The following is a 13,469-nucleotide window of genomic DNA, read 5'->3' as shown; positions in this document are numbered from 1 at the left end:
TCGTCTTGAGCCGTGTTGCCGCATCCAGTCTGGGCTGCGTGCCATTGGTGAGGGTCGAAGGGCTCTTCACGAAAATGCCGTCAGCCCCAGGGACGGGCGGGTGCGGCCGAATGGATTTCATCCCGTGCCAGGGTGCTTTCAGCGCGGAGCCGTGGATGCAAATTTCTCGCAGGGACCTCTATCAACGCGTGTGGCACACACCGATTCGCATCTTGGCGAAGGAGTTTGATATCTCGGACGTCGGGTTGTCGAAGGCCTGCCGAAAGCACGGCGTTCCGACTCCGCCCGTGGGCTACTGGGCCAAGGTGCGGCATGGACAAACCGTGTCGCGTCCACCGCTGTCTGGTTCGGGCGATGAGATGGTGACGCTGAACGCTCAGCAGCACCGGCTCCCCGCCGTGGCGGAGGCATCAGTTCCTGCGCCAGCGGTGGCCGTCACCGTGCGCGATTCGGAGGCCGAGGTCTTGGCGCCCGTGGCCGCTGCGACGCTTGCTGCGCTCTCGAAAGCGAAACCGACGGCCAGTGGCTTTTTGGGCTGCGGCTCAGCCCAGGTGGTGCGCTGCAGTCTGTCGGCGCAGACGGTTCGTCGCGCCGCGCTTAGTTTGGATGCCCTCGAACGCGTCTTGCCTCAAGTCGGTGCTGCGCTGGTCCATGACAAGGAAGGCAAGCGGGTCGCCATCCGCGTCCAGGGCGAGCTGCTCGGGGTGAGCCTGACGGAGGGCCATCGACGCATTGAGAGGCCGGTCAAACCGTCGCCGCACAGCTACTTCGACAGGCGCGAATACGACTACAAGTTCAATGGACAGTTGAGGCTCAGCTTGGAAGGGCACTACGCCGGGCGTAAGAGCTGGGGCGACGGCACGCGTGACCGGCTGGAGAACAAGCTTGCGGCCATCGCTCACGGCATCGTCGCGGCGGGCGAGGCCACCGTGCGCTTGCGTCAGGAGCGTGAGGCCCAAGCCCGACACTGGGCGGAGCAGCGAGCCATCCGAGAAGCCGCCGAGCGGCGCCGCCAGCAACGCAAGAACTTTGCGGAAGGACTCGCCAAGGAGGCTCAGGCTTGGCGACACGCTGTTGACCTTGGAGGCTATCTGCAGGCGTTGTCGGTGGCCATCGGTGACACCGAGCTCCCGCCGGAGGCCCGGGCATGGTTGGACCTGGCGACGGAACTCGTGGCGGAGATGAATCCGATGGACAGACGCGTCTCAGCGCTGCGAGAGCCGCCCGAATCGTGCTCGTGGTTGGGGCCCTTCGTTAAGCCCGTCGTGTAAGGGTTGGGCTGGCGCTTTGTGGCCTGCGATAGGGTGCACTGGCGCACTACAGCGTGTCAAAGCCATGGGCCAGCAGGCTTTCTTGCTCTCCGAACCGGGCGGCGTTGCGTTTCTTGAGGGTGGCGAGGTTCTGCAGCTTCCAGCGAATGGCGGGCAGGTCCTGGAGCTGCTCGAAGGGCATCAAGGGCCAATCGGGGGCGCCGCGCACCAACGACAGCAGGAACTCGCGATGACGAGGGGCGAGTTGCCGAGGCAGCTCGTGGCGCAGCTGGGCTTGGGTCTCTGCAAGCATCGCAAGGGGCACTTCGTCTCGCGTCATGCCAACGAACTCGTTCGTGAACGCGGGCTCCAAAGACTTCGCGGGGCCAAAGAGAACTTCGTGCACGGGCCGGTTGTGGCCGGCCAGGTAGGCGACAAAGCAGTCGACCACCTCGGCCGTCCATCCGAAGCGCTGCAACATGTGCATCACATCGAAGATGTCGCGGGGGTGTTGGCGGTCCATGGCTGCCACGAGCTTGCTGCCATAGAGCTCCGCGGGGGCGAGGACGGGCAGCGACACATTCGTTGTGAACAAGTCCTGCGCGCTGAGTGCCAAGGGTTGAGATTGGACGGGCAACACCGTGCCCCGGAAGACGAAGTTCACCTCCACTTTGACCTGGGCGTTGGGGCCATTGACCGACAACCGCACCTCGTCGCCTTGCGCGTTGCCCGGCAAACGCACGACCAGCCCACGGTCTTGGAGCGCTTGCTGAACATTGCGAAGTTCGGCACCAATGGCGGCCAGCGCGGCCTCGCGGTCCGGCGCGTGGTCGACAAAGACGACGTCGATGTCGACCGAGAGGCGAGGCATGTCCTGCACGAACAGGTTCAGGGCCGTGCCGCCCTTCATCGCGAAGAGGCCCGAACGAAACACGGTGGGGGCGATGTCCAGCAGCAAGCGGACGGTGGCGATGTAGTCGTCGGTCATGGTTTTTTGAAGTCCAGGCGCTCACCGGTCTTGGACACCGCAATCCAGCGGGTGCCGCCGCCGATGCGCAGGCTGTGCTGTTTGGCCATGGCGGCCCAGGGAAGGTTCAGCTCAGCGGCCAAGCTGGCTGCTGCTCGGACCACTTTGATGCGGAGGGTGTGCGAGAGCAGCTCATCCAGTACCTGGAGGCGTAAGTTGGGCAGGCCCTCGACGAGCTCGCGTGCTTCGCTCAGGGATTGGGTTTTGCCAAGGTCGCTCAGCAGCTCCAGGAGGGCCCGCTCGGGTACGGACACCAAGACGCGGGTGTCGCCGTTCGGTAGCGGTTGCAGGCCGAGCCCGACGGGCAGCGTGTCGTCGAAGAGCTGGGTCGCTTGGTAGCGCGCCTGAAAACGCTGGGTGAACCAGGCGGGGAGGGGTTTGGCGCGGTCGCCCCAGAGGGTCAAGGTCTCGCGAAAGGCGATGTTCTGCCGCACGCCTCGCCAGGAGAGGGCCGTCTTGCTGCCAACATGAAGTCCGGGAATCTGCTCGGCCAGGAAGGCCAGGGAGCCGTCTCTGCTGAGGGTGTCTCCGGGCAACATGTAGACGCCGCGGGCGAGGTGGTCGAGCCAGCCGCTGCGGGCCAGCGCCGAGGCGCGGAATGGGGTGACACCAAGGCGTTTGAGCGCGGCGGTACCGAGGGGCTCGCCTCTCGGGTGGGCCCGGAGAACCTCTTTGAATGAAACGGTGTCGGTTGTTGACGACATGTCGCAACATTAGAGGATTTTTCATTCAGTGGCAAATCGCATGAATGATGTAGACCGAGAAGTTGGCTCCAAACGCCAACAAACAGGAATTTTTCATTCGTGGGCTCGTCTCTGGCGCGGGAGCCGCTGCCGATGGCGGGGCAAGAAAAGGGAGCGAGGCCTGCGGCCGCGCTCCCTATGAATGACGCAGTCTCCCGGCGACGCCGTCAATGGCAGGCTGACGAGCCAGCTTGCCCCAGAGCCGCGTCTCGCAGTGCCCGTAGCGCTCGCAAGAGGTCAACGTCAGCGATGACAACAGCGATTGCATCTGTCACCTGAACGCCCTCAAAGAGCGACGGCACGGCGTTGACGTCGGCTATCAACCGCGTGAGCTCGGTGACTGCCTCCGCACTCGTCTTCCCCAGCGGGCAATCTTCAAAAATCTTCGCCAAGAGCGCCGGGCTTGAGAATCTTCCCGGCATTTCAAGCGCCAAGACTTGCGAGGTGTTTTCCGGCGTGAGAAGCATATGCAAGCGTCCACGATGTGAGCAGTCCTGCAGATATTTCCGGACGTCCGCCGCATGCAGCGACATCAATACCCGCAGCTGCGTTCCCTTCGATTGAGCGACACAGAACCCAAAAAGGTCCGAGCTACCGTTGGCGCGGATGACGCCGAACTGCGTGAGTCGACCGGCATTGCCTTCAAGCGCGCACACGAGCCAGTTCGGCACGCTCACACCGAGACTGAAGCACTCCATTTCGAGCGGCGGTAAGAACTGAGCACCTTGCGCACGCACAGCCTCCGGTCCGAGTACCTCGCCTACGCGCACGCGGCTAACTGCATCTATTTCGTCTACGAAATCCATGGTTTCCTTTTAAAAAAATGGCCTAGGGACTTCGTATAGACAGCGAAACAGACGCCCTGAGAATTTTTCGTCGATGCTGACGAGAATTTAAAAAGTCCGCGCTACACGCTTGGCGAAGTGAAATTTCGCCCAGCCCTTGTCGCTGCGAGCACCCAATATCTGACTACCTGCATTTGTCCCTCCCTTAAATCAGAAGGGTGGGATATCAAAGTGAGGAAAAGTTATGAAAAATCATTGGGTTACGAAGTTCGCAGGTATTTCGAGCCGTCGCCAATTCCTGCTTCGCGGGCGACAGCTTCAGGGGTGCGGGCGCGGAGAAAGCCCGTGGCTCAGCCCATCACCTACCAAGACCTCCTGGACATTCAGGAGCGCCTCGTCCAACAAGACATCGTCAAGCAGCAGACCGCAGCGAACCGGGCGGCAGCGCTGCGCTCGTTCCTTCGCCACAATCACCTGGAGGTGAACGACCCCGTGGGAACGGAATTCCGCGTGAGCTTCAGCGAGAAGCTTCGAGAATTTGCCGAGGGCCTCGCCGAACGAGGGACGACTCCCCGGAACGTCACCAACACGTTGGCCGCGCTTCGGCCCTGGCGGGACATCCTCGTCCGCCTCGATACCGAGCGCGCCATGGCGGGCGAGAACCTGCCGCCCTATAGCCAGGCATTCAAAGCCCTGCTGAAAGACATCCCTGCCGACCGGCTGGCCAAGCTGCTCACCATCCCTCGCGACATGGTCTACGGTTGGCTGAAGGGGAAAAAGCCGCGCATCAGCAGCCTCAAGCACATCTACAAGGTGGAGCGGCATTTCGGCATCAGCGAAGGCGAATTGGCGACCTTGGCAGGATTCCGACGCGGTGTCCGCGAGCGGGTGGTTCCCATTGGCCAGCCACCGGCAGTCTCATACCGAGACGAACTGTCCGAGCGCACCAGCCTGCATTACTTCGCCAAGCCCGAACCTGAGTCGCCGTTGCGAGCCCAGTGGCAGGAGTTCGTGCGATACAAGACAGACTTCCATCCGGTCTTGCTGAGAAGCAACCGGGGAAGTTGGCGGCCTGCGCCGTTCGAGTTCCGTCCTGAGACGCCGAGCTCTTGGGCTGAGTACCTTGATGGCGTGGAAATTCCGAGCGCGCGCATGACCTGGGCCAAAGTCGCGGCTTATTTGGGCTGGCTTTCGCTTTCTCCCGAGCACGGCGGCCTGGGCATGCCAAAGGAGCAGTCTGAAACCCTCGCCTGGCTCGCCGTCAGGGAGAAGGTCGACGCTTATGTCCGGTGGATGGTGCGACGTAGCGGAGGCAAGTACAACGGCTCAGCGTTTGAATTTTTCGCCAAAGCGAATTCCATGCTTCGGGCGAGCGTTGGCTACCTCTGGCAGCTCCCGAGCATGAAGGACACGCTGCCGCCCGAGTTTCGTGAGCGGGACTGGCAACGCATGTGCGAGGAGACATACCAGCTTCTCAACGCGATGTCCGTTAAGACGCAAAGCTCACGCGTCCAAACCCGTGACCCTCGCGCGCCGATGCGACACATCCTGGACCTGGAGAAGCCTTTGGAGATGGTTGCAGACATGGTGCAGCGCCTGCGAGCGGACCGGCCCATCGGTGGCGCTCCGATGAGAGAGGCCATTTGGGCGCGTGACGTCGCGCTCATCAAGCTCCTGGTCTCTAATCCGCTGCGCCTTCGCAATCTGGCGGTAATGACCTGGCGGGCAGACAACACTGGGGAGCTCTATCAGCGTGGGGACGGCTCCTGGTGGCTTCGAATTGAGCGAGGGCACTTCAAAAACACGCGTGGTGCCGCGGGCGACAACGAATACGACATGCCTGTGCAGCAGATGGCTTGGTCAGACCTCGAGCGGTACTTGAAGGTCTATCGCCCCCGAATGCTGCGCTGCGATTCCGACTACGTGTTCCTGGCTGGGAGTCATGGAAGCACCGTGAGAGACCCGGCACTGCCGTGGACCGACCTTTCCAGGCGGGTGGAGCACTTGACCGCCAAATACCTATGGCGATGCGCAGGCATCGGCACGCACGCTTTCCGGCACCTCGTGGCGACCGCCATCATCAAGGCTTCAGACCTGTCGGACTTCAAGACGGCTGCGCTCGTCTTGAACGACCGGATGAGCACTGTGGAGAAGAACTATGCGCACCTACGGTCTTCGGAGGGGGCGAACCGCATGACCGAGTTGCTAGGGGCGACGTTGCGGCGAATGTGAGTGCTGCTCCGGTGCAGTCGACCAAAGGCCGCGTCAGGGTGCTCGCCGCATGGCATTCTTCGGGGAGGCTGCCGCAGGCGGGGACCCCTCGGCTGGGCGGTTAACAAAGGTTTACCATGTTGCTCCGCGCTCGGGAGGCGCTGGCAAACACAACGATGACCGTCAAGAAAGCTGCGGAGGCCTTTACGCCTGAGGCGCGCATCAAGCGTCACCTCAGACAGCATCTTGCTGACCTAGGTTTTAGCAAGGACGAAACCGGTGCGCTGGTGCTGCCTGACGCGTCCAAGGACACCGTCCGGACATTGCACCGAAAGCAGCGCGAGGACAAGCTTGCTGAGAACGCTGCTTTCGTCGCGGCCAACCTGTCAACGCTAAAGAAGTACTTCGCCTCTGGCAGTGACGTACGCCCCGAGGCGATTCGGCCGGTCCTCCAGCTCGTGACTGGTGCTGGTCTTGAGGCAAAGCTCTTCCGACTGGCCTCGCTGACCTGGTCTGTTCCCGTCTCCGCTGGCTTTGGACGACGTCTGCGCTACCTAGTTTGGGACAAGTCCAACGGAAAGCTGATTGGCATCTTCGCGATTGGCGACCCGGTCTACAACATGAGCGCGCGGGACAACCACATCGGATGGACCTTCGCCGACCGTGAGCACCGCTTGGTCAATCTGATGGACGCGTACGTGCTGGGGGCGGTGCCGCCCTACAACATGCTGCTCGGCGGAAAGCTCATAGCCAGCCTGATTCGAACGCGCGACGTCTACAACGATTTCAAGGAGCGGTACGGCGGGACTGAGGGCGTCATATCTGGGGAAGCCAAGAACGCCAGATTGGTTGCTGTCACGACCTCTTCTTCGATGGGGCGTTCTTCGCTCTACAACCGCCTGAAGCTCGATGGCAAGAGCTACTTCAGCTCCATCGGATTCACTGGCGGCTGGGGTCATTTCCATATCCCGGACGACCTTTTTGAAGAAATGCGGGCCTACCAGTGCCGGCCAGCGGCGTAGCAGCTCGGCGGCGTCTAGCGTAGGCTGGAGGTCCGTGCCCGCAGTTTCCGCCTCCTCGAGCGTCACCACCGGGTAGCGCCACAGCGCCGGCTCCAGCAGGCACCTGTCATACAGCAGCCGCCAACGGCCGACGAGCGCGCCGGGACAGTTGCTTGCCACGTGGGCGAAGAGCTCTACGGACATCAGCTCGCTGAGTCGGCGCTCCAAATGGCCGTCGCCAGCGGCGCAGGAATCCACGACGAGGCGCTCGACCCATTCGGCCAGACCTTGTTGATGACGCTGCGCCTCGGTGAGTGCGGCGCTCGTGACCGCGGGGCTCAGGTGCAGCACCGTGCGTACCGATTGATGGGCAGGTTTGATGAGGGTGTGCAAGTCGCAGCTCCCAGAGTTGTGGTGCCGCTAATCCTGCGGGGCGAGCTTTAAACGCGCCAGCGATTCCGGTTACGTAACGGCGGTGTGCGGCCCTTTGCAGGGCAGCCTTGAACCCTCGCTACACGCTGCAGGCAGCGCACTTCCGCGCTGCCGCAACCAAGCGAGGACATCAATGGGAAGACCAGGCATAACGAGCGTGGACGTCGTGCGTGCATACGTTGCGCTGCTCCGGCAAGGGCGCATTCCGGGACCGCGTAACCTGCGGTTGGAACTGTCGGCGGGGAGCTACACCACCATCGCCAAGCATCTGAATGCACTGGCGTTGCGACATGTGGCGCTCCGGCCTCCGCGCAAGCGCACCGGGCGGACCGACCGCGGTTCAGAGCATGACGAGCTGGGCGAAGCCGCGCGGGTCAAGCGCACGGGCTACCGATGAGCTGAGCACCGCTGACTTGATTCGATGCCCCGGCGAGCGCTGGGGCATCTTTATACGAATGGACTGGCTGCGTCGGTTCCTGTTTGGAGACTGGGGAAAATCTGACGCTGTCAGCTCACAAATTGCGTTAAGTTCCCGCCAAATGCGCTCAAGGCGCGATGGAGGGAGCGGATGCCAAGCCCAACAGGCCGCAAGGACAGCGGCCCGAAGCCGATTCGTACGTTCGCCGAGTACCAGGCCATGGTCGAGCGAACTGACGAGCGCAAGAAAGTCATCGTGTCCTTGCTCGGACTGGCGGGTGAGCTCGGCGACCTCAATTCGACCTTCAAGAAGCTGGTGCTGCAACGCGACAGCCGAACGCTTCGCGGCGACCTTCGCGAAGACATCGGCGACATCCTCTGGTACCTGACCAGTCTCGCGGTCCTACACAAGATTCCGCTGCAGGAGGTGGCACGGGAGAGTGCGCGCAAGGCCGAGCGTCTTTATTCTCAAGGTGAGGTGAACCACTTCGATGACGGCTTTGATGAGGAGGAGCGCCTGCCTCGGCAGTTCAGCGTCACGTTCTCGGAGAAGCGCAACGCCAAGCAAGTGCTGGTCCGCATCATGGTCAGTGGCGTCATCGTCGGCGACACCCTGACCGACAACGCCCACAAGGGGGATGGCTACCGCTATCACGACGTCTTTCACCTGGCCTACGCCGCCGTGCTCGGCTGGTCACCGGTCATCCGCAGCCTCTTGCGGCGCAAGCGCAAGAGTAATTCGCGCATCGACGAAATCGAGGACGGTGGCCGTGCGGCAGTGGTCGAGGAGGCCATCTCGGTGCTTGTCTTCAATGAAGCGCCGCAGCGAGCTTGGTACAGCGAGGAGAGCTCGGTCGACATCGGACTGCTCAAGACCATCATCCGCCTGACCGCGGGGCTGGAAGTCCACAGCTGTACCGCAAAGCAGTGGAAGGCCGCAATCCTCCAGGGCTACTCGGCGTTCAAGCAACTGCAGCAACACCGTGGCGGCACGGTCGACGTGGACCTGGACCGCCAGACCCTGACCTACCACCCGCCGCCGGTAGCCGGGGACGCGCTGTGACTGCCCGCAATGTGGCCGGTACCACGCCGCTGGATGGCTGGCGCCAGGGCGTGCAAGCCGTGCTGACGGAGACCGAGGTCTTCAACTTGTTCACGACCATCGAGCAGCCCATCTTTTTCGACCTGAACTGGCTTCAGGCCCATTCGCCGCGACGCAGGGGATTCGTCGGGGACGACCTGCGCGAGGTCATCAAGACCATCTTTCCGTACGACCTGGCCCAACGCATCGCTGACCGGCCAGAGCTGTACCGCGAATACCTGCGGCGGCACGACCGCGCTATGCGGTTCGTTCGCAACCGCGGGACCTGGGGAACCTACTTCGAGCGGCTCGTCCGTTTTCCCGACCATCCCGACACCAACCAGCTCGAGACTGTCATCAGCAAGCTCAGCACTTGGCCGAAGCGCAGCGGGACGAGCCTGGTGTTCCATCTGTCGACGCCGGCCCGCGATACTCCCCGCACTCGCGGCGGGCCCTGCTGGCAGTTCGGCGAAATCGTCTGGCATCCAGGCGACCGGCTCGACCTGGTGGTGGTCTACCGCAACCACGACTTCTTCAACAAGGCGCTGGGCAACTTCATCGGCCTGGGCCAGCTCCTGAACTTCATATGCGCCGCATCGGGCAAGACGCCCGGTCGCTTGCTGTGCCACTCGGTGCACGCCTACAACGGCGGCAAGGTCGAAGCATTGCGCGCCCTGGCGGCTTGAACGGTGATGGCGGATAAAGAACAGCAATTTGTTGACCTTGTGCGCCGCGTGAAGGCATGCCAGCGCTGCCCGCGCATGGCGGACAGCGCGCGGGTTCTGGGCGCGGGCTGCGGCTCGCTCAGCGCCAAAGTGATGTTCATCGGCGAAGCCCCGGGACGGCTCGGCGCCGACGCCTCGGAGCTGCCGTTCCATGGCGATAAATCCGGCCACAACTTCGAGTCGCTCTTGGAGCAGGTGGGGCTGAGCCGCTACGACGCCTTCGTGACCAACGCCGTGCTGTGCAATCCGAAGGACGAGAACGGCAACAACGCCACGCCGTCTCACTCGGAGGTGGCCAACTGCGCCCCGTTCCTGAAGGAGCAGCTGGAGCTGGTGGGCGCCCCGGTGGTCGTGACGCTGGGCGCAGTCGCCCTGCGAGCCACAGCACTGGTCACGGCTCACACGCTCACCCTCAAGGACAGCGTGCGCAAGGCTCACCCCTGGGCGGGGCGCCAGCTCATTCCGGCCTACCACCCGGGCCAGCGCGCGATGGTGCATCGCAGCTTCGCCAACCAGCTGGCGGACTACCAGTTCATTGCCGAGGCCGTGCGCCGCGGCAGCGGTGCAGTGCGGCGCAAGCCCTCGGCCAAGCTGAGCCGGGCGTCGGAGAAGGTCGGTGCTGCAGCGCGGGTGCTGCTCGAGGAAAGCGGGGAGCTGAGCTACTTCGCCCTGCACAAGCTGCTGTTCATGGCCGAGGTCCGGCACCTCGAGGCCGCCTCGGAGCGCCTCACGGAGGGCTACTACGTGCGCCAGAAAGATGGCCCCTACTGCGTCGAGCTGCACGCCAGCCGGTTGGCCGCGCTCATCCCGGGCTGCTACACGCGCACCATCGGCAAGCACCTGATGGTGTCGCTCGGCCAGGAGGACCTGCTCGGAGGCGCGTCGCAGGTCGATGTGCTCAGCGCGGCCGCCAGGCGCACCCTGGCGGAGGTGGCGACCAAGTATGGCCACCTGCCTTCGGCCAAGCTGAAGACGGCGATTTACCTGACGGCGCCGATGCGCGAGCTGCTGCGCCGGGAGAAGACCCTGAGGATGAACCTGTTCAACAGCGCGGTGCTGCCTCCTCCTTGAGCCCGCCCGGTCCGGGGCGGCCACGGTGTCGCGGCGAACAGGCGGTTGCTACACTTCTCAGGCGTGTGACGGCCAGGGGCTAGAGGTATAGAAATTTCTGGCGCTGGTCTGGCAGTCACGACGGGATTCGAGTGCGCGGGGATGCGTTTGACTGCGGTCGAGTGCGCTCTAAGTGCTTGATTTTGTTAATTGTTGCGTGTGGGTTCGTTCCTGCCGCGCACGCGGATTCCCATTGAAAATCCGCGTGTCGGTGGTTCGATTCCGCCCCAGGCCACCAAACGCAACGGCTCCCCTCGGGGAGCCGTTGTCGCTTGAGGCATCTCCCTTGGCCGCTTCAGCCGGCCGACGCCAGCAACGCCGCGACCGCTTCGAGCACCGCTTCGGGCCGTTCGCGATGCGGCACATGCCCGGTCTGCGCCAGCAGTTCGATCCGGACCGGAGCGCCGGCCCGGGCAGCGATCAGGGCCGGATGCGCCGGTGACCCGTACTCGTCGTCCGCGCCGTGAATCGCCAGTGCCGGGCATCTCACGCGCGGCAGCACGCCCTCCAGCGACCACCCCGCGAACTCGGCGCTGAGCCAGGTCCCCAGCCAGGCCTCCAGTACCCACGCGGCCTTGTCGCCGTGGTACCTGGCCAGCCGCTGCATCTGCGCTGGCTCCTTGAACTGCTCCCGGGCGACCCGCAGCCCCTGCACGGTGCGGTCTTCGACGAAGGCCTGGGCCGACACGGTGACCAGCGCCTCGCAGTCGTCGGCCCACCGTGCCGCGCAGTTCACCGCCATGCCGCCGCCGACGCTGTGGCCGAAGGCGACGAAGCGCCGCATGCCCAAGGCCTGCAGCACGACGGGGAAAAAGCGGCTCGCCTCGTCGGCGATGAAGTCCGGCGGCATCGGGCCGTCGCGCACGTCCGAGCGGCCGAAGCCCAGCCGGTCGTAGGCGACGACGCGCCGGCCGGTGGCCTCGCACAGCGCGGCGGGGAAGTCGCGCCACAGCTCGACGCAGCCCAGCGAATCGTGCAGCAGCACGATGGGCGCCCGGCGCGCCGCAGCGCCGGCCGCCGCCCAGGAGCGCGCGAACAGCCGGCCGCGCGGATGGGCGATCCGGTGGTCTTCGACCTGCAAGGGTGTTGCCACATCAGCTCCGCATCGCGCGTTTGGCCGACAGCGCCATGAAGACGGCGAACACGATGACGACGACCAGGCCGGCGCCGAGCGATGAATGTTCGGCGACGAGGCCGATCAGCGGCGGGCCGGCCATCATGCCGAGGTAGCCGACGCCCGACACGGCCGCGATGCCGTGGGCCGGCGACACGCCGGGCGCCTGCGACGCGGCGCTGAACAGCACGGGCACGACGTTGGACAAGCCGATGCCGACCAGCGCGAAGCCGGCCAGCGCCGCCACGGGCGAGGGCAGGGCCAGCGCGAGCGCCATGCCCAGCGCGGCGAGCACGCCGCTGGCGCGCATCAGCCGGCGCGGCGCCAGGCGGGCGCGCACCCAGTCGCCGCCGAAGCGGCCGGCCGCCATCGCGCCGCTGAAGCTGGCATAGGCCAGCGCGGCCGTGCTGGCATGGCTGGCGCGCTCCTGCGTCATGAAGAGCACGCTCCAGTCGTACATCGCGCCCTCGGCGATCAGGCCCATCGCGGCCAGCACGCCGAGCAGCAAGAGGGGCCCGCGCGGCAGGCTCAGCGGGTGCTTCTCCTCGGCGGCCTTGTCGGGCACGGGCAGCATCGCGCGGCTGGCGGCCAGCACGACGAGCGCGCCCAGGCCCGAGGCCAGCAGCAGATGGCCCTGCGGCGTCAGGCCCAGCGCGGGCGCCGCGCTGCCGAGGCTGGCGCCGGCCATGCCGCCGAGGCTGAACATGCCGTGGAAGCCGCTCATCAGGGGCCTGGCCGCGAGGCGCTCGATCTCGGTGGCCTCGGTGTTGATGGCCACGTCGAGCAGGCTGCCGGTGATGCCGAAGGCCAGCATCACCGCCAGCAGCCCCGCATAGCCCGCGCCCGCCAGCAGGCAGGCGATGGCGGCGCAGCACAGCACGCCCATCGCGGCGGACACGCTGCGCGGCCCCCAGCGGCCGACGACGCGGCCCGCCTGGGCCAGGGCCATCAGTGCGCCGGCGCCGCTGGCCAGCATCGCGATGGCGAGGGCCTGTTCGCCGAGGCCGTAATGGCCCTTGACGGTGGGCACGTGCACGCCCCAGGTCGCGAACATCACGCCGAGGACGAAGAACTGCGCGCGCAGCGCACGCGACGCGCCGGCGACGGGGCTCACCTGGCGTCGGCGGTGATGCGGGCGAAGAAGTCGTAGACGCCCTGGTCGCCCATCCTGCGCGCGTCGGCCAGTTCGCCGCCCTCGGTGGCGTAGATGAGCCGGCCCTCGGGCGACAGCACGGCCACGGCCGGGATGCCCTTCTTCAGCGGCACGCGGTAGGCCTCGGCGATGTCGACGTTGCGGTCGAAGCGGCCGACGTCGACCTTGACGACCTTGAAGCTTTTGGCGATCAGCGGCGCGCTGGCGCCGTGCTTGAAGCTGTTGTCCAGCATGCGGCAGTCGCCGCACCAGTTGGCGCCGAAGACGACGAGCACGGGCAGCCGGGCCTGCGCGGCCTCGGCCAGCGTGGCGCGGATGGCGGCCTTGGCGTCGGCGCCTTCGTCGTAGATGGCGGGCGGGCCGGCGTGGGCGGCAAGGCCGGCGCCGAGCAGCAGGGAGGCGATCAGGAAGCGCATGGCG

At 65.1% G+C, this 13,469-nt stretch carries 13 protein-coding genes; 7 read left to right on the top strand and 6 right to left on the bottom strand.

Annotated features, from left to right (window positions below; genetic code table 11):
- The first annotated feature begins 110 nt into the window (after window positions 1–110).
- Complete coding sequence (locus tag NYP07_RS13595) at window positions 111–1,271, top strand: hypothetical protein (protein ID WP_268151315.1); 1,161 nt, start codon at window positions 111–113, stop codon at window positions 1,269–1,271.
- A gap of 46 nt (window positions 1,272–1,317) precedes the next feature.
- On the opposite strand, the gene NYP07_RS13590 is transcribed toward NYP07_RS13595, so the two are convergent.
- The 3 genes from NYP07_RS13590 to NYP07_RS13580 all read right to left on the bottom strand — a co-directional run bounded on the left by NYP07_RS13590 (window position 1,318) and on the right by NYP07_RS13580 (window position 3,826).
- The gene (locus NYP07_RS13590) at window positions 1,318–2,238 is read right to left on the bottom strand and encodes a nucleotidyl transferase AbiEii/AbiGii toxin family protein (RefSeq protein ID WP_268151313.1); all 921 of its coding nucleotides are present in this window, start codon (window positions 2,236–2,238) and stop codon (window positions 1,318–1,320) included.
- On the bottom strand, window positions 2,235–2,981 hold the full coding sequence (locus tag NYP07_RS13585; protein ID WP_268151311.1) for a type IV toxin-antitoxin system AbiEi family antitoxin domain-containing protein: 747 nt from the start codon (window positions 2,979–2,981) through the stop codon (window positions 2,235–2,237). Before NYP07_RS13585 ends, NYP07_RS13590 begins: the two co-directional genes overlap by 4 nt.
- 206 nt (window positions 2,982–3,187) lie before the next feature.
- Entirely contained in the window at window positions 3,188–3,826 is a 639-nt protein-coding gene (locus NYP07_RS13580) for a hypothetical protein (protein WP_268151309.1), read from the bottom strand.
- A 324-nt stretch (window positions 3,827–4,150) separates the two neighbouring features.
- On the opposite strand from NYP07_RS13580, the gene NYP07_RS13575 reads away from it, so the two are divergent.
- The 6 genes from NYP07_RS13575 (at window position 4,151) to NYP07_RS13550 (ending at window position 10,743) form a co-directional block, all read left to right on the top strand.
- Complete coding sequence (locus tag NYP07_RS13575; RefSeq protein WP_268151307.1) at window positions 4,151–6,037, top strand: site-specific integrase; 1,887 nt, start codon at window positions 4,151–4,153, stop codon at window positions 6,035–6,037.
- Between the two features lie 155 nt (window positions 6,038–6,192).
- Window positions 6,193–7,038, top strand: a complete 846-nt coding sequence (locus tag NYP07_RS13570; RefSeq protein ID WP_276597273.1) for a Druantia anti-phage system protein DruA — start codon at window positions 6,193–6,195, stop codon at window positions 7,036–7,038.
- 568 nt (window positions 7,039–7,606) lie between these two features.
- Complete coding sequence (locus NYP07_RS13565) at window positions 7,607–7,846, top strand: DNA-binding protein (RefSeq protein ID WP_268151305.1); 240 nt, start codon at window positions 7,607–7,609, stop codon at window positions 7,844–7,846.
- 171 nt (window positions 7,847–8,017) lie between these two features.
- Window positions 8,018–8,929: a MazG nucleotide pyrophosphohydrolase domain-containing protein gene (locus tag NYP07_RS13560; RefSeq protein ID WP_268151303.1), complete on the top strand. Its 912-nt coding sequence runs from the start codon at window positions 8,018–8,020 to the stop codon at window positions 8,927–8,929.
- Window positions 8,926–9,633: a thymidylate synthase family protein gene (locus NYP07_RS13555; RefSeq protein ID WP_268151301.1), complete on the top strand. Its 708-nt coding sequence runs from the start codon at window positions 8,926–8,928 to the stop codon at window positions 9,631–9,633. The genes NYP07_RS13560 and NYP07_RS13555 overlap by 4 nt, the downstream gene beginning before the upstream one ends.
- 6 nt (window positions 9,634–9,639) lie before the next feature.
- On the top strand, window positions 9,640–10,743 hold the full coding sequence (locus tag NYP07_RS13550; RefSeq protein WP_268151300.1) for a uracil-DNA glycosylase family protein: 1,104 nt from the start codon (window positions 9,640–9,642) through the stop codon (window positions 10,741–10,743).
- Between the two features lie 334 nt (window positions 10,744–11,077).
- On the opposite strand, the gene NYP07_RS13545 is transcribed toward NYP07_RS13550, so the two are convergent.
- From NYP07_RS13545 to NYP07_RS13535, 3 genes are read right to left on the bottom strand one after another with little or no spacing between them, the layout of a single operon-like run.
- Window positions 11,078–11,875, bottom strand: coding sequence for an alpha/beta fold hydrolase (locus NYP07_RS13545; protein WP_277583791.1), 798 nt, complete (start codon window positions 11,873–11,875; stop codon window positions 11,078–11,080).
- A 1-nt stretch (window position 11,876) separates the two neighbouring features.
- Window positions 11,877–13,010, bottom strand: a complete 1,134-nt coding sequence (locus NYP07_RS13540; RefSeq protein WP_268151299.1) for an MFS transporter — start codon at window positions 13,008–13,010, stop codon at window positions 11,877–11,879.
- Complete coding sequence (locus NYP07_RS13535; protein ID WP_268151298.1) at window positions 13,007–13,465, bottom strand: thioredoxin family protein; 459 nt, start codon at window positions 13,463–13,465, stop codon at window positions 13,007–13,009. Before NYP07_RS13535 ends, NYP07_RS13540 begins: the two co-directional genes overlap by 4 nt.
- Window positions 13,466–13,469 lie beyond the last annotated feature (4 nt).

This window comes from Pelomonas aquatica, assembly GCF_026712205.1.
GTDB lineage: Bacteria > Pseudomonadota > Gammaproteobacteria > Burkholderiales > Burkholderiaceae_C > Pelomonas > Pelomonas aquatica.
The sequence above is the reverse complement of the archived record's forward strand: the minus strand, read 5'-3'. Positions and strand labels throughout refer to the sequence as shown.